The sequence below is a fragment of the Desulfobulbaceae bacterium genome, assembly GCA_013792005.1.
Taxonomy (GTDB): Bacteria; Desulfobacterota; Desulfobulbia; order Desulfobulbales; family VMSU01; genus VMSU01.
In genome coordinates this window covers 1-14,963 of sequence record VMSU01000239.1, presented here as the reverse complement: position 1 = coordinate 14,963, position 14,963 = coordinate 1, and the positions used below count along the sequence as shown (strand labels likewise).

Here is a 14,963-nt window from a genome sequence, read left to right as displayed (position 1 = left end):
CCTTGTCGCCCTTGCCAACATCTTTGCAGTCAACGACCCACTGCTGGGGGCAGTCTTTTGGCACTTGCAGGCCACTGTCGACAATGGCCTGTAGCATTTTTGCCCTGAATACTTTTGCCAGCGCTTTGTGGCTGAAGAGATAGCCGGGATTCTTCACCCGCCACAGCCTCGTTTTCATGCAAATGCTTGCCCCTGGCATGACGACATGAATGTGCGGATGATAGTCAAGGGCTCTTGAATGGGTATGAATAATTGTGGTGAATCCCGCTGCTCCTCCTAGCTTTTTGTCGTTTCTGGTGAAGGTTTTCAGGAGATCCTGAACACAGGTGAACATCAGGGAATACATTGTTGTTTGGTTGTGCCAGGTAAGGTCCCTGAGCTGTTCAGGGAGGGTGAAGGTGATCAGGTAATATGGGGCCGGCAACTGCTTGCTTAACTGATTTTCGATCCATTGCTGATTTTCATGGTTCTGACAGTGTGGGCAATTCCTATGGCCGCAGGAGTGCGGGATATAGGTCCGTTCCCCGCACTGATGATCGGAGCATTGGGCCAGCATGTGCGGGCCATGCTCCTGTCTACATTGTTCCATGGCCTGAATGGCCTTTCTATGGCTGGGCAGGATAGACTTTTTGTATCGGTCAAGATAGCGGTCTTTGAATGTTTTGATGATTGAGGAGAGTAGAATCATTTGGCCTCTCCCCCTTGCATGTCGAAGGTGTTGATCAGTGAATTGATTGCCTGGCGAGCGTTGTTGCCGGTCTTGGCGGTCAGGTGGGTATATCTGGAGGTGGTCAGGATACTGACATGGCCCAGAATTTTTTGCAGTTCAACGAGATCGACTCCCGCCTCAAGCATATGAGTGGCATAGCTATGGCGTAATGAATGGCATGAAATTTTTTTTTAATGCCGAGCTGCTCGACGACACTCTTCATGGCGACCTGGATACCGCCCCTGTCGAGCGGTAGGTCGACAATAAGGGAAAAGGGGACAGATTTATTTTATCTTGCTGGGCGTTCGGAATCGCTTCACAGGCCGGCAGCACATCTCGGGTGTTGTAGAAATGGACGGTCTCTTTCAAGCTTTTGAATATGCCGTTGTGGCCGAAGGCCTTGACGAACCCCGAATCGGGACGTTTGTCGACATTGCGCAGGGTCGGCACCTTGTGCAACCCCTGGTTTGCCGGGGCGAAATGGGCAAGACGGGGCACAGTGGCGAGAAATCCGCCGAGGCCGGGATCCACCCAGGTGGCGCCGTCCGGATTGAATTCCGTCGGCATCTGATAGGTGGGATTGGTAGGGTTTTTGGGCAGTCCCAGGTTATCGTAGCTGAAATCGGTGAAAAGAGGAAAAGAGCCGTCTTCCCCCAGGGCGCTGGGGTGGCATTCGGAACACTTGGCCCGTTCTTTATCCGCAAAAAGCTGTAACCCCTTCAGTTCCTGTTTGTTGAGGGGATATTTCTGCGGACCGCGCAGGTAGTAATCGTACCTAGAGCTGAACGCATTGACTTCGGCGGATTTTTCGTAGGCCAGCAGGGCCTGGCCGATAGCGTTGTAGGCATTGACCACGTCTTCGCAAATGGCGTTGCCGAAATACCCTTTGAACTGATCACTGTAGGCCCCGATACACACCTTGCTGACGACCGTCGCCGGGTCGGGAAGGTTGTGCTCCACGGGGTTCAGAAACGGTCTCTGTGCCTGTTCCGCTACCGGTTCGCCCATCAGCCATCCAGTGGCCCGTCCATCCCAAAAAGTGCCTCCAATGAAAAGCTCTTCGTCCGTGTCGTAATACAGCACAGGGCTTGGGGGTGGCGTAGGCGGCGCTCGGTGGCTTGCGGTTGCCGAAACGGCTGTGGACTGCTCCGGGATAGACCGAACCGCCCTGGTTGATGTCGGAGCGTGGACCGGTCCAGCCGACGTCCGGATCATGGCAGGTGTCGCAGGACTGTCCTTCCGGATCTGACAGCGCTGTATCGAAGAATAGCATCCGCCCAAGTTGTTCGAGATCGTTGAGCTCCCGGGACTCGACCTGCACTCCTCCTACTTTTTGATTGTTCACACCTATGGCACAGCCGGCAAGAAGCAGAAACCAGCCCATCCAGATCATACTTCGCATAATAGACTTCCTTTATATGAAAGTCGGTCGACGCCTCTGACGGTCGGAGAGCTGAAATGACCAACTCTCATGGTTCGCTGAGGCTGGCCAATATGGTCCAGCCATGCTGGTTAGTATTTTAATAACGCCTACACTGAGTTGTGCCGGCCAAGTGCCGTGCCGTCTTCGGCACGGCCAGTAGCATGGGTGCGGAACGTTTTCTGTTGCGCACGCGGAGGGTTGCAACCTGGAATCACCGGTGCGCATGAAAGCCGCATTCAAACCCTTCGGGACTTCAACCTCTTCTGAAGAGATCCAATTTGCTGCCGAGGGCAAAGCGGAAACGGCTCATGCTTTGTCCTTACAACCCCCGCCGTTCGAACCAGCGGAGCAGGGCGACCCCGCCCAGCACCAGGGGGACGATGACCAGCCAGTGGTTCACGCCCAGGGCCTGGGGGATGGTTATTTTGCCGAAATCGCCCCAGGTGAGCACTGTCTGTTTCATGAGCGGATAGGCCTCGGCGTAGAGCCCGGCCCCCGCGAGCATCCCGGCAATTCCCCACGCGGCATCCCAGCGGCCTTCAGCAAGGGCGCCTGCCGAGGTTCCCGGACAGTAGCCAAGCAGGCCCCAGCCGAGACCGAAGCAAAGCCCGCCGATGATGTTGCCGCCCAGCACGGTTTCTTTGATGGAGAGTTTGGCGAGCCCCAGGTCCACAAGGAGATAGGTGCCCACCATGGCCACCAGCACGGTGGTGAGCATAAACTTCACGATAGTCATGTCGAGCAGGCGGAGCGCGCCGATCTGCCGGTCGTAGCGCAGCACCCGCCCTTTCTGGAGAAGAAACCCAAAGAGAATGCCGGTGATGAGCCCATAGGCAAGTTCTTTCATCGTTCGTTCCTCCCCCCGTAAAGGATCCGGGCCATGAGGATGCCGCCTAGGAAAAAACAGCCCAAAGCTACAAAACCGCTTACCGCCAGCTGGAGCGAACCGCTCAGCCCGTGCCCGCTCGGACACCCGTCCGCAAGCCGGGCGCCAAACATGGCCACGACGCCGCCGGCAAATGCGACCGTCGCGCGTTTGCCGTGGCTGGGGCCGAAGCGCTGCTCCCACATGTCCGGCAGGGCTTGCCAGCGGAAAGAACCATCGGTGAGGGAGGCCACCAAAGCGCCGAGGAAGATGCCCACGACGAACAGCCACTGCCAGTCGATCTTGGGCGCGGTCTTGACAAAATACTCCAGGCCAGCCAACCGCTCGGCAGCGAAGAATCGCTCAATAAAACCGGTGGCGCGGACAAAGGTTGTGGAGGCTCCCAGGTATTTACCCGCCGCCCATACCGAGCCGATGCTGACCAAGCCTGCCAGGGCGCCAGCAAGATAGGGATTCAATGGAACGCCTTCATCTGTCGGTCTCATCGCTTTTCTCCTGTTTTTCGGATAGGGTCAAACTGACAAAATACTCTATTTTTATCAAAATATAAATGAGGAATTTCAAGGTTGTCAATAGATAAATTGTCGCACCTTAATACTTGATGGCGTCGCAAAAAGTCCGATCTACTGCGTTGCGTGGCGGTTTTTCTCATCCGGCATACCATATGTATCGCCTCAATCGCAAAACACACCCCGCGCCTTGTATGTCGGCCCTTTCGGAGTCTCGCGGGCTCGCATACCTGCTTAGCCATCCCGTGACTTTTTGCGAGGTCATCATACTTGCTGCAATTGCATAGGGATCAAAATAGCGTGAGGTGCCTACTGTTTTCTGTTCCGCACGAGGATGGTTGCAACCTGGCAACACCGGTGCGCATGAAAAAAGCATGCTTCACCTTCGAGAGAGTCCTCTTAATTCAAGCCCATTTCGCTGAGGTTCAGATGTCAGTGTCCTTCTGGCATCGACACTTTCAGACCTGTGGTATCTGATTTACTGAAAAGGTTTGCTCTATGGTTAACCAGGAAACCGACGTCGGCATGGATCAAACCGTCTTGACCCTAGGTTTTGCTCAGCGTGCTCCGAACTATAAGAGGGACGACCTTCTGTTCCATGACTTGGGGAGGCTCAGAACGAATGCATCGCAAGTCGGCTCCATCCAAGTGATCTATGCCGGTAAGACCCATCCCCGCGTTCAGGGGGATGGAGCTCATCACGAGGATGTTCGAGGCATGGGAGATCCTCGGCAAAGATGTGAGGATCGTCTATGTGGAGGAATATTATATGGAGCTAGGATGATTAATGACCGCTGGTTTTGGCATCAGGCTGAATACCCACGGAGCCTTCCCTTGAAGCCTCTGAGACCTGCGGCATGAAGACGTCCTTAGATGTTTCAACCTGAGCGTGTTGGGAGGTTGGTGGATCGAGTGGCACCTTGAAAGGTTGATCGGCGGGGCTATTGGTGAGAATCGAAGTGCGCTGCAGAAAGCAACAACCGCTCCCAAGGTGCCGCATCCCTTCATGACAAACTGGAGTGGGCCATCATTCCCTTTTCTATCGTGACCGGGAACGATTCATCGACATAATGGTGTATTCCATCGCCTTCAACGGATCGCTCCGTAATTCTCGATCAGATGGCGCATGCGTACGTGCTGAATGCTTATCTCTGACTTTCAATAATGTCCTGTCACTTAATTGGTATTGTTTTATGAATTATAGCAATTGAGAGCTGGTTTTCCTTGACAGAGGAGATGACGGGGCACTATATTTGGTCCATTGCTCTCAGCACCACTAACCGCTATCTGGTGCATCGTTTATATGAAAGTCTGTCGTTGTCTCTGGCGGTCGGAGAGCTGAAATGACCAACTTTCATGCTTCGTTAAGGCTGGCTGATATGCTCCAGCCATGCTGGTTAGTTTGAGCGCAAGAATCATTAAGAATGAACTCAAACCCAGCAAGGGTATTTAGGCTGACCGCCTTTCCGCCAGGGCTCCAAGGTGGCAGCTGATGACGACCTCAACCTGGGGGCCATCCAACGCAATGACCCCCAGGTAATGATGTTTAATTGTTCACTTAACAACAGGAGGAAACTTTATGACTGAGGAGAGTAGGTGTCCAGTAACGGGCAGAACCAGTAAGCCAGTCGCCGGTGGTGGCACATCGAACCGAGATTGGTGGCCGAAGCTGTTGAACCTTGATATTCTGCACCAGCATTCCGCCAAATCCAATCCGATGGGAGCGGATTTTGACTACAGAGAAGAATTTAAGAAACTCGACCTTGCTGCAGTGAAGAAGGATCTGTATGCGTTAATGACCGACTCGCAAGACTGGTGGCCTGCTGACTGGGGTCATTACGGGGGTCTCTTTATCAGGATGGCGTGGCACAGCGCCGGCACGTATCGTATGGGCGACGGACGCGGCGGGGCTGGGTCCGGATCCCAACGCCTTGCGCCGCTTAACAGCTGGCCGGACAATGTAAACCTCGACAAGGCGCGACGATTACTTTGGCCGATCAAGCAGAAGTACGGCAGAAAAATTTCCTGGGCCGATCTGATGATCCTCGCCGGCAACTGCGCCCTTGAATCCATGGGCTTTACGACATTCGGCTTCGCCGGAGGGCGTGAGGACGTTTGGGAGTCGGAAAAGGATATTTATTGGGGCGCGGAGGACAAATGGCTTGGGGACCAGCGTTATAGCGGCGAACGGAACCTTGAAAATCCACTCGCTGCCGTGCAGATGGGCTTGATCTATGTCAACCCGGAAGGGCCGAACGGTAAGCCGGATCCGGTTGCCTCCGGCCGCGACGTTCGAGAGACTTTCGCACGCATGGGTATGAATGACAAGGAGACTGTTGCGCTTGTTGCGGGCGGGCACACGTTTGGCAAATGTCACGGAGCCGGCCCTGCCTCGCATGTGGGCCCTGAGCCTGAAGGCGCCCCCATTGAAGAGCAAGGGTTCGGCTGGAAAAGCAGCTTCAGAAGCGGCAAAGGGGGCGATACGATCAGCAGCGGGATCGAGGGTGCCTGGAAGCCGAACCCGATCAAGTGGGATATCGGCTATTTGAAGGTGCTTTTCAAGTACGAGTGGGAGTTGGTGAAGAGCCCGGCGGGCGCGAATCAGTGGCTGGCCAAGGACGTGGCTGATGAGGACATGGTAGTAGACGCGCACGACCCGTCGAAGAAGAGCCGGCCGATGATGACTACGGCTGACCTCTCGTTGCGCTTCGACCCAATCTACGAGCCGATTGCGCGGCACTATCTGCAGAACCCCGAGGAATTCGCGGATGCTTTTGCCCGGGCGTGGTTCAAACTGACCCATCGTGACATGGGTCCGCGTTCCCGTTATCTTGGCACTGAGGTCCCGGCAGAGGATCTGATATGGCAAGACCCGCTCCCTGCGCTTGATCATAAGTTGATCGAGGGGAAGGACATCGCAGAGCTCAAGGGCAAGATACTTGCCTCAGGCCTGTCGATCCCGCAACTGATCTCAACTGCTTGGGCCTCGGCATCCACCTTCCGTGGCTCCGATAAGCGTGGCGGTGCCAACGGGGCCCGCATTCGTCTCGCCCCGCAGAAGGATTGGGAAGTCAACCAGCCTGACCATCTGGCGACTGTGCTGAAGACCCTGGAGGGAATACAACACCATTACAACAATACCCAATCCGGAGGGAAGAAGGTTTCACTTGCCGATGTGATTGTCCTGGGTGGGTGCGCTGCTGTCGAGGAGGCTGCGAAGAAGGCGGGTCACGAGATAACAGTTCCCTTCACGCCGGGACGCACGGATGCGTCTCAGGAACAAACCGACGTGAAGTCATTTGCCGTACTCAAACCGGCAGCTGACGGGTTCCGCAACTACCAAAAATCCAAATTCGCCGTATCGGCAGAGGAACTACTGGTAGATCGGGCGCAACTGATGACGCTGACCGCTCCTGAGATGACGGTTCTCGTTGGCGGTATGCGCGTATTGAACGCCAACTTTGGACAGTCCAAGCATGGCGTCTTCACCAAGCGGCCAGGGACGCTTACCAATGATTTCTTCGTGAATCTGCTCGACATGAGTACAACGTGGCAGGCAAGCTCGGGCGATGAAGATGTGTTTGAGGGGCGAGATCGTGTGAGCGGCGAACTCAAATGGACCGGCACCCGTATCGACCTCATCTTTGGTTCTAACTCCCAACTCCGGGCCTTGGCTGAAGTCTACGGATGTGCGGACTCCCAGGAAAAGTTCCTGCACGACTTTGTTGGGGCGTGGAGCAAGGTCATGGAACTTGACCGTTTTGACCTGGCCTGATCGGCGTTGCATCTTTCCTGGCGTTTCTGACTCAACGACGAAAAAAGGGCAGCTACCCCATAAAGATAATCGCGACCTGCTGTTTGTACACGTCTCATACGGAGGAAAAAAATGAAATCAAGAGTATTCTTAGGTAGTTTGATTGTAGGAGGTATTTTTTTGGCGACAGGGAGCAGTATGGCTGCTGACGAAAAGGGAAAGGAGACGATTACCCTTAAAGGGGGGATTGAGGGTTCGATCACATTTCCCCACGGTCGCCATCAATCAATGTTTGTTGACTGCAAGCCCTGTCACGATGTTTTTCCCAAAGAAGCCCACGTGCTTGACAAAATGATGGCCGAAGGAAAGATGCAAAAAAAAGTTGTCATGGACATGTGCAAAAAATGCCATGCTGACTTAGCGGCAAAGGGGCAGAAAGCAGGCCCAACTGCGTGCAAGGGCTGTCATCAAAAATAAGGCGGAAAGTAGTTCTTACCCAAAAAAGGATAAACGTTGCCTGCTGGTGGTCGCGTTTATCCTTTTCTCAGTGGTGTCCGGTTAAAAATTTGCAGGTACATTTTTTGTATAAAATAATCCCCTTGTATGATGAATCCGTTACTGTCGTGATGACAGGAACATAAATACTAGCCGAAGGCAAGGGCGTCCTCGCGAGGAGGGGTCTGAAGGAAGCCGGAGTGCAGGTAAGCGAGCTTGCAAGACTCCGGAAAAAAAATGGGGACAGATCTATTTTATCGGCAGCCCTGCCGAACCCGTCGCGTAAAGCCGACGCCGGGAAGCTGCTTTCTTCGAGCCAAGTACATTGGCGGCGCGGCTTAGCTTATCGGTTCAGACTGTAGAAAAAGTTAAAAATGCTTCAATAAACACTCCAAATCTAGCAATTTACCTGCAGTAAACAGTAACATGACAGCTTAACCAAGCTTAAGAGACTGCAGAAATGGCCAGATATAAACCAAACAAGATCAGACAGGGGAAATTCATCTCAATTTTTTTTGAGGATCAGATCATCCCCGGAACCTTCGAGTACACCCTCAACCGGCTCATTGACCAGGAGTTGGATCTCACCATCTTTGACAAGCGATACAAGAACGATGAGACCGGGGCCACAGCCTATAACCCGAGGGCTCTGCTGAAAGTCATACTCTTTGCCTATTCTCGTGGCATAACCTCCAGTCGCCAGATCGCCCGTTGCTGTGAAGATAACGTAATTTTCATGACGTTGAGTGGTGATACTCGTCCTCATTTCACCACTATCGCCAATTTCGTTGCCACCATGGACAAGGAGATCACGCCTTTTTTCCGTGATGTGTTGCTGATGTGCGACAACATGGGATTAATCGGCAAGGAGATGTTCGCCATAGACGGCTGCAAACTGCCGAGTAATGCTGGCAAGCAGTGGAGCTGAACCAAGGCGGAACTGGAAAAGAAAGCGGTTAAGATTGAGGCTGCCATCGACCGGATAGTGGAGAAACATCAAAGTCAGGATGCCAGCGGCGACGACGGTGTTGCTGAGAAGGAAAGCCAATATGTCGAGAGCCTGATGAAGCAGGTGGCCAAGGTGAAAACTTGGTTGGCCAAGAATGACGACAAGTTGGACAAGACAGGCAAGGCCATTAAGAGCAATATTACAGATAATGACTCAGCCAAAATAAAAACCTCCCATGGGGTGATTCAGGGCTATACCGGGGTGACCACGGTGGACAGCACACATCAGGTGATTGTTCATGCCGAGGCATATGGCCAAGGGCAGGAGCACGATCTGCTGAAACCGATGGTTGATGGAGCGCGCGAGAATTTTCAACAGATCGGCAAGGATCACGATGTCTTTGCCATAGCGAAATTGAGTGCTGACAGTGGTTTTCACTCAGAAGAAAACATGAAGATGCTCTCATTGAGCGGGATCGACGGCTACGTGGCCGACAATCTCTTTCGCAAGCGAGACCCTCGTTTTGCCGATAGCGACAAATACAAGGAAAAGCATCGGAAAGAACGTGCAATACTTCACTCCAAGCGAGGTCTGTTCAGCACCAAGGATTTTATCTTTGCCGATGATCTCTCCCATTACATCTGCCCGGCGGGTAAGAAACTCTACCGGAGCGGCGGTAATGTGACGGTGAGGAATTTTAAGGCAACGAAATTCAAAGGACCGAAGTCTGCCTGCGTTGGTTGTGCGCTTCGCAGTCAATGCCTCCGCTATCCGGAACGAACAGAGATCCGGCAGGTGGCGTATTTCCATGGTAGGAGTGAGCAGGGAAAGAAGACTTTCACAGAAAGAATGAAGCGCAAGATCGATTCATCCGTAGGACGAGTGCTGTACGGGATGCGGTTGGCGACGGCAGAACCTCCTTTCGCCCATATCCGGCACATTATGGGCTTGGATAGGTTCTCTCATCGAGGCAAGCGCAAAGTGAACACGCAGTGGAACCTATTCTGTATCGTGCACAACATGAAAAAGATCCATCGATTCGCGGATGGATTTGCATAGAACGAGCAAGACATGAAAAAATGTCTCGATTGAAGCCCCGGATCGCCCTGCAAAGAGCAGAAAAGGCAAGTTGAGGCAGAGCAAAATTAACAGAGACTAAAAGAATCCGCAATGCAAGCCGACCCGGCTCAAAAAATGAGCTTGTCCGGCGAGGGAACGGTGCGGAGAAAGGGGTTTTTCTACAGTCTCGTTGGGCGGGGCATGTGGCCACCATCCGGTAAAGTCAATTGCTGACATGTCACAAAGTGGGTAAAAAAATATTGACAACGATGCAACTATATATTAGTTGCAACCTTGCTTTTCTCATGGTAGGATTTAATGTCTAAAAAAGAAAAACTTTTGGCAAAACTTTGTGCCACTCCATCACCTAAGGATTTTTCTTGGGACGACCTCATTACGCTTATGAGAAGCTTTGGCTTTAAAAACTCATGCGGGGGAGGGTCTCACTATATGTTTGAGCATACAAGTGGTTTCCGTTTCAGAATGTCCAAAACACACCCATCAGGAATACTGAAATCTTATCAGATTCACGACGCTAAAAACGCACTTAAATATATAGAGGTAATTCCATGAATAATCTTTCATTCAAAGGATATACTGGCACAATAGAAGCCAGCATCGAAGATGATTGCTTGCATGGCAAAATTCTTTTCATAGATGACATTATTACCTACGAAGGGAATACCGTTCACGACATTAAAGCCTCTTTTGAAGAAGCAGTTGACCACTATCTTGCATATTGTCAAGAAACGGGAAAAGCTGCCAATAAACCATATAGCGGCACTTTCAACATAAGGGTCGGACAAGAACTTCACAGAAAAGCTGCTGAGGCAGCTTATTACCGTTCCATTACATTGAATGAATTTATTGTTCAATCAATTCAGAAAACAATAGAACAGAATGGAATACTTAAAGTTGAGCATATTCACCAACACAATATAATTATTACCGACAATAAAACTGTATCAACAGTTGTTAATACTACCGAACAACAACCGCTTGCTTGGGGGTCATTAAATGCAATCAACTGATAAAGATCAAAATCTTGTAGCTGATTTTTCTCTTATCGAATTAACAAAAATACTTATAAAGAACCAAGGAATTCATGATGGTCTTTACAATCTTGCTGTTCAATTTCAATTTGCTGTTGGAGCTATAGGCCCTTCTCCTGACTCAATATGTCCTGGTGCCATGATTGGTTTATCCCGTATAGGGTTGGCAAAAATAGAGGTAGAAAAAGAAAATATTAATACTGTTAATGCAGCAACAGTTAACCCAGAACCTAAGAAGAGGGCTAAAAAAACTAAAGATGCAAGCTAGATGTCCAACCAGTAAGGATTGAAGCGACCTGCAAGGTCACTTCAATCCTTTGTTCAAGGCCGCGGGGGTGCCTCTGCCGATGAACAAGGTGCACCTACCTATTAATAGGGGATTGCTTCGAGGGGGCTCTCTTGGGGGACGAGCGATAAGGAAAAAAGGGGCTCAAACGGGACGGGTGAGATCACTTTTGAAACGAACTTCATCATCCAATGAGTGGGAAATGATCGCCATGCGCCCTATGTAAGTAAGCGACCGATACGCGGACGACTGACAATTTCTCCGTCCTCTGCCAAATCCAACTTAATGCGCCATGTGCCATAAACTTTGCGGTTTATTTCGAAAACTGTTTTTATCTTTTGGCCAACTCGCTTATCGGCGACACTACGAAGACTTTCTGGCCATTCCAGCCAGTGATAGTAGCCGTTACGGGAAACGCCAAAAACCGAGCACATCAGGCCGACTCGAAATTCTTTGTTGTGCTGTTGAATAAAAGCGTACTTCACGCCATGCTTCTCACAAAGTACGCTGCGGCCTTTTTTAGGATATCTCGCTCCTCCTTCAAACGGCGAGTCTCAAGGCGGAGACGCTTCACTTCATCATATATGTGTTCATCAGCCACTGTTTCACCATAATTTTTAACAGGACGATGAAACTGGCCAATCCATGTATATAACGTGTTTTTGTTCACCCCGAGTTCTTTTGCGGTCTGGGAAATTGGATGGGCACTCTCAACGGCTAATTTCACTGCTGACTCTCGAAATTCAGCTGTATATTCGACAGGTTTCTTTTTCTCACTCATTTAGACACACCTCCTTAGGTTGGGGCATCATTCATACCCGATGTTGTGTGTCCAGAAAAGTATAACCTCTTCACATTTGCTTGAATCGAAAAAGGAGACTTTTACCATGGAAATTTCAATCACCTATTGCGCGCAATGAAACTACCTACCAAAGGCTTCCAGGTTGGGAGAACAACTGGCAGAAAAATGCAACGCAAAAATCGAACTTATCGCCGGGTCCGGTGGAGTTCTTGATGTGTATGTCGATGGGATGGAAATTTTTTCAAAAAAAAAGGTCGGCCACTTCCCATCCGCAGAGGAACTCTATACTCTCATTACTCTTGACCGCTCCTAAAATGATGCTGTTCAGCTTCTGGATTTGAATCGATGTCATTAATCTCTCTATCTCTACTGGACAGCAGTACAAATATCGTTGAGACGTGGTCTCTCATTGAAAAGAAAACCTTTCGCATCGGTCGAAGCAAAGGGAATGACATCATTCTCGATAATTCATGGGTCTCACGGCAGCATGCAATGCTGCAAATTGAAGAGAACAACACAGTAAATATCATCGATTTAGGTAGCGCAAACGGCACCATGGTCAACGACCAAAGGGTTTATGCCCCTGTGCCGCTTAACTCAGGAGACACTATCAATATCGGCGGCAAATCTTTATTGATCTTCAATCAAGACACTCCTGCTGATTATAATTATAAACTTGATTTCACTGATGACCAAACAGTAGCTTTTATTTCCAAAGCCTGGATAACCGTTTTAATTTGTGATATCCGACGTTTCACCACCCTCTCCGAACAGATTGGTGATCAAAAAACATCAGAGATTATCAAGACATGGAGTCAACAAGCCAACGACATTATCAAACGTTATCATGGCCGTGTCGACAAATTCATCGGCGATGCTGTCATGGCGATCTGGACCGAAGTCCAATCCCCCGGACACACTGTCAATCAAGCATTACACTGCGCAGCCCATATAGCTGCAATGACTACTGAACTTGGTGAAACACATAACGATCTGCCCTGGAAGTTAGCGATAGGTGGGGCGATCAATACCGGCGAAGCGGCAATTGGAAACATTGGCGTGGATGGCAACCGAGACCATACGGTCATTGGTGATACTGTCAATGTTGCCTTCAGACTGGAAGACTTAACAGAAAAAGTCGGCAAGGATCTGTTGCTTGGCAACGACGCAGCCTCCTTGCTTGATCCGAAGCTACTCGCGGCTTATTTCTCTCCCTGCCAACATCAAATCAAGGGCAAAACAATTCCAGTAACCGCTTTTGGCTGTACCTTTGACCAATTAAAACAGTATCTTCTTCATCAACCATCCTAAAAGGCTATCCTCTGTCTCCAAAAAGGGCCGAGCCAACCCTTACGACCGTAGCTCCTTCTTCAACAGCAACTTCATAATCACCAGACATCCCCATGGACAGACCAAGAGGATGTGCCACTACGCCACGTTGCACCAGGCCATCAGCCAATTCCTTCATCTGACAAAAATAGATCCGACTGGCTTCAGGATCAGGATTATAGGGTGGCATGGCCATTAATCCCGCCAAATGAAGGTGGGGACATTGTAAAACCCCGATCACAAGTTGATCGACCTGTTCCGGTAACACCCCAGATTTCTGCACTTCTCTTCCGATATTGACCTGGAGATAAACAGGCATGATCTTCCCCAACAGTTCAAGTTGTTTTTCAAGACCAAAAGCAATCTTTAATCGATCAATCGTCTCAACCACGTCAAATATTTCAGCAATCACTTTCAATTTATTCGACTGAATCCCACCGATAAAATGCCACACAACTTTCGGTAGCAAAGCAATTTTATCCACGGCCTCCTGCAAATAATTTTCTCCAAAAACACCCTGACCGGCAGCTATCGCCTCACGCAAACGAACCTCCTCAACCCGCTTAGTGACAGCAACCAAAGTAATAGCTGCAGGATCACGCCCAACTCGCTCAGCAGAACGAGCAATGTTTTCCCGAACCAAACCAATCTGTTTTTCAATAGAAATCATAAGTGAGACTCCAGCTGAAACAACCTCATGGCATTCTCCGATGTCTGTCGGGCTACCTCTTCAGGTGTAATGCCTCTTAATTCAGCAATTTTTGCAATCGCATACAACACATAGGCTGGTTCATTACGTTTCCCTCGGTATGGAACCGGTGACAGATACGGGCCGTCTGTCTCAACGAGTAAAGTATCCAAAGGGATCAGACGAGCCACCTCCTGCAGCATATCGGACTTGGCAAAAGTTACAACACCCGTAATCGATAGATAAAATCCAAGACCAATAACCTCCTTTGCCAGTTCCATGTCACCGGAATAGCAATGCATCACCCCCCCCTTCGGAAAAGGACCTGCTCCAACTAGAATCTCCATAACATCGCCATGTGCCTCTCTGTCATGAATAATCAACGGCAGCTCAAGTTCCTTTGCCAATTCGACCTGCCGCCGAAAATGCCTGATCTGCACATCTCTGGGGGCATAATTCCGGACATAGTCAAGGCCAATTTCGCCATAGGCCTTGACCTTAGGGTGCAGAGCAAGTTCAGCTATCTGCTGATAATCAGATTCCTTGGCGTCAGCAACATGATGAGGATGAATACCCACCGATGAGTACACTCCAGGAAACTCGTTTGCCAAGTCCAGAGCTGCCCTTGAACTTGGCAAATCAATGCCCACCGAAAAGATAAATTTTACCCCGGCAGCGTCAGCCCTGGTCACCACCTCACGATAATCGTCATAATCAGTCATATCTAAATGACAATGGCTGTCAAATGCAAAGGCTCTGTTTCCAAGTTGAGGCAAAGGAATAATTTTTTTATTTTTTGATGTCATATAATCCTGCTACTCATGTAAAACTCGTAAATGTTCACCGGGCACCCCATCTGCTTCACAGTCTCGCAAACTCGCTTAGCTGTTAGCGGCCTGCTCATGTGCAACTAGCACACTTCGCAGACCGCTTTATTGACCGACGAAGCGGGTCAATATAAATCACGCAGGTAAGCGACCGTAGGGAGACTCCGGCTGGGGCACCCGGTAAACGTTTACAGT

16 protein-coding genes and 2 pseudogenes are annotated in these 14,963 nt (G+C 50.3%); 8 read left to right on the top strand and 10 right to left on the bottom strand.

Features of this window, described 5'->3' with window-relative positions; genetic code table 11:
* From FP815_15690 to FP815_15665, 6 genes and pseudogenes are all read right to left on the bottom strand, one after another.
* A partial coding sequence (locus tag FP815_15690; protein ID MBA3016372.1) for a transposase occupies nt 1-688 on the bottom strand: 688 nt, incomplete at its 3' end.
* Complete coding sequence (locus FP815_15685; protein MBA3016371.1) at nt 685-855, bottom strand: tyrosine-type recombinase/integrase; 171 nt, start codon at nt 853-855, stop codon at nt 685-687. The genes FP815_15685 and FP815_15690, both read right to left, overlap by 4 nt.
* 41 nt (nt 856-896) lie before the next feature.
* Nucleotides 897-980, bottom strand: a pseudogene (locus FP815_15680) (recombinase).
* Between the two features lie 624 nt (nt 981-1,604).
* Complete coding sequence (locus FP815_15675; protein MBA3016370.1) at nt 1,605-2,111, bottom strand: hypothetical protein; 507 nt, start codon at nt 2,109-2,111, stop codon at nt 1,605-1,607.
* 340 nt (nt 2,112-2,451) lie between these two features.
* Entirely contained in the window at nt 2,452-2,979 is a 528-nt protein-coding gene (locus FP815_15670; GenBank protein ID MBA3016369.1) for a YeeE/YedE family protein, read from the bottom strand.
* Nucleotides 2,976-3,503 carry a YeeE/YedE family protein gene (locus tag FP815_15665; GenBank protein ID MBA3016368.1) on the bottom strand — a complete coding sequence of 176 codons (528 nt, stop codon included), beginning with the start codon at nt 3,501-3,503 and terminating at the stop codon, nt 2,976-2,978. The genes FP815_15670 and FP815_15665 overlap by 4 nt, the downstream gene beginning before the upstream one ends.
* A 1,603-nt stretch (nt 3,504-5,106) precedes the next feature.
* On the opposite strand from FP815_15665, the gene katG reads away from it, so the two are divergent.
* The 6 genes and pseudogenes from katG to FP815_15635 all read left to right on the top strand — a co-directional run bounded on the left by katG (nt 5,107) and on the right by FP815_15635 (nt 11,104).
* The gene (gene katG, locus FP815_15660) at nt 5,107-7,302 is read left to right on the top strand and encodes a catalase/peroxidase HPI (GenBank protein ID MBA3016367.1); all 2,196 of its coding nucleotides are present in this window, start codon (nt 5,107-5,109) and stop codon (nt 7,300-7,302) included.
* Between the two features lie 111 nt (nt 7,303-7,413).
* Nucleotides 7,414-7,758 (top strand): cytochrome c3 family protein, encoded by a 345-nt coding sequence (locus FP815_15655; protein MBA3016366.1) that lies wholly within the window; start codon nt 7,414-7,416, stop codon nt 7,756-7,758.
* A 478-nt stretch (nt 7,759-8,236) separates the two neighbouring features.
* Nucleotides 8,237-9,784: pseudogene (locus tag FP815_15650) on the top strand (transposase).
* Nucleotides 9,785-10,102: 318 nt separating this feature from the next.
* Nucleotides 10,103-10,357, top strand: a complete 255-nt coding sequence (locus tag FP815_15645) for a HicA protein (protein MBA3016365.1) — start codon at nt 10,103-10,105, stop codon at nt 10,355-10,357.
* Nucleotides 10,354-10,815, top strand: a complete 462-nt coding sequence (locus FP815_15640) for a type II toxin-antitoxin system HicB family antitoxin (GenBank protein ID MBA3016364.1) — start codon at nt 10,354-10,356, stop codon at nt 10,813-10,815. Before FP815_15645 ends, FP815_15640 begins: the two co-directional genes overlap by 4 nt.
* Complete coding sequence (locus tag FP815_15635) at nt 10,802-11,104, top strand: hypothetical protein (protein MBA3016363.1); 303 nt, start codon at nt 10,802-10,804, stop codon at nt 11,102-11,104. Before FP815_15640 ends, FP815_15635 begins: the two co-directional genes overlap by 14 nt.
* Nucleotides 11,105-11,340: 236 nt before the next feature.
* Here FP815_15635 and FP815_15630 read toward each other — a convergent pair whose 3' ends face one another.
* Together FP815_15630 and FP815_15625 are read right to left on the bottom strand one after the other, a co-directional pair.
* Entirely contained in the window at nt 11,341-11,607 is a 267-nt protein-coding gene (locus FP815_15630) for a hypothetical protein (GenBank protein ID MBA3016362.1), read from the bottom strand.
* On the bottom strand, nt 11,604-11,903 hold the full coding sequence (locus FP815_15625) for a transposase (GenBank protein MBA3016361.1): 300 nt from the start codon (nt 11,901-11,903) through the stop codon (nt 11,604-11,606). The genes FP815_15630 and FP815_15625 overlap by 4 nt, the downstream gene beginning before the upstream one ends.
* 163 nt (nt 11,904-12,066) lie before the next feature.
* Between FP815_15625 and FP815_15620 the strand changes: the two genes are divergently transcribed.
* Both FP815_15620 and FP815_15615 read left to right on the top strand, forming a co-directional pair.
* A complete protein-coding gene (locus FP815_15620; GenBank protein MBA3016360.1) occupies nt 12,067-12,237 on the top strand; it encodes a SelT/SelW/SelH family protein in 171 nt (56 codons plus the stop codon).
* Between the two features lie 32 nt (nt 12,238-12,269).
* Nucleotides 12,270-13,235, top strand: coding sequence for an adenylate/guanylate cyclase domain-containing protein (locus FP815_15615; GenBank protein MBA3016359.1), 966 nt, complete (start codon nt 12,270-12,272; stop codon nt 13,233-13,235).
* Nucleotides 13,236-13,239: 4 nt separating this feature from the next.
* Here FP815_15615 and FP815_15610 read toward each other — a convergent pair whose 3' ends face one another.
* Entirely contained in the window at nt 13,240-13,923 is a 684-nt protein-coding gene (locus FP815_15610; GenBank protein ID MBA3016358.1) for a YggS family pyridoxal phosphate-dependent enzyme, read from the bottom strand.
* Nucleotides 13,920-14,747, bottom strand: coding sequence for a TatD family deoxyribonuclease (locus FP815_15605; protein MBA3016357.1), 828 nt, complete (start codon nt 14,745-14,747; stop codon nt 13,920-13,922). The genes FP815_15610 and FP815_15605 overlap by 4 nt, the downstream gene beginning before the upstream one ends.
* Between the last annotated feature and the right edge of the window lie 216 nt (nt 14,748-14,963).

Coding starts and splice junctions, on each gene's coding strand:
- FP815_15685 (MBA3016371.1), bottom strand. CDS start 855: ATGCTTGAGGCGGGAGTCGATCTCGTTGAACTGCAAAAAATTCTGGGC.
- FP815_15675 (MBA3016370.1), bottom strand. CDS start 2,111: ATGCGAAGTATGATCTGGATGGGCTGGTTTCTGCTTCTTGCCGGCTGT.
- FP815_15670 (MBA3016369.1), bottom strand. CDS start 2,979: ATGAAAGAACTTGCCTATGGGCTCATCACCGGCATTCTCTTTGGGTTT.
- FP815_15665 (MBA3016368.1), bottom strand. CDS start 3,503: ATGAGACCGACAGATGAAGGCGTTCCATTGAATCCCTATCTTGCTGGC.
- katG (MBA3016367.1), top strand. CDS start 5,107: ATGACTGAGGAGAGTAGGTGTCCAGTAACGGGCAGAACCAGTAAGCCA.
- FP815_15655 (MBA3016366.1), top strand. CDS start 7,414: ATGAAATCAAGAGTATTCTTAGGTAGTTTGATTGTAGGAGGTATTTTT.
- FP815_15645 (MBA3016365.1), top strand. CDS start 10,103: ATGTCTAAAAAAGAAAAACTTTTGGCAAAACTTTGTGCCACTCCATCA.
- FP815_15640 (MBA3016364.1), top strand. CDS start 10,354: ATGAATAATCTTTCATTCAAAGGATATACTGGCACAATAGAAGCCAGC.
- FP815_15635 (MBA3016363.1), top strand. CDS start 10,802: ATGCAATCAACTGATAAAGATCAAAATCTTGTAGCTGATTTTTCTCTT.
- FP815_15625 (MBA3016361.1), bottom strand. CDS start 11,903: ATGAGTGAGAAAAAGAAACCTGTCGAATATACAGCTGAATTTCGAGAG.
- FP815_15615 (MBA3016359.1), top strand. CDS start 12,270: ATGTCATTAATCTCTCTATCTCTACTGGACAGCAGTACAAATATCGTT.
- FP815_15610 (MBA3016358.1), bottom strand. CDS start 13,923: ATGATTTCTATTGAAAAACAGATTGGTTTGGTTCGGGAAAACATTGCT.
- FP815_15605 (MBA3016357.1), bottom strand. CDS start 14,747: ATGACATCAAAAAATAAAAAAATTATTCCTTTGCCTCAACTTGGAAAC.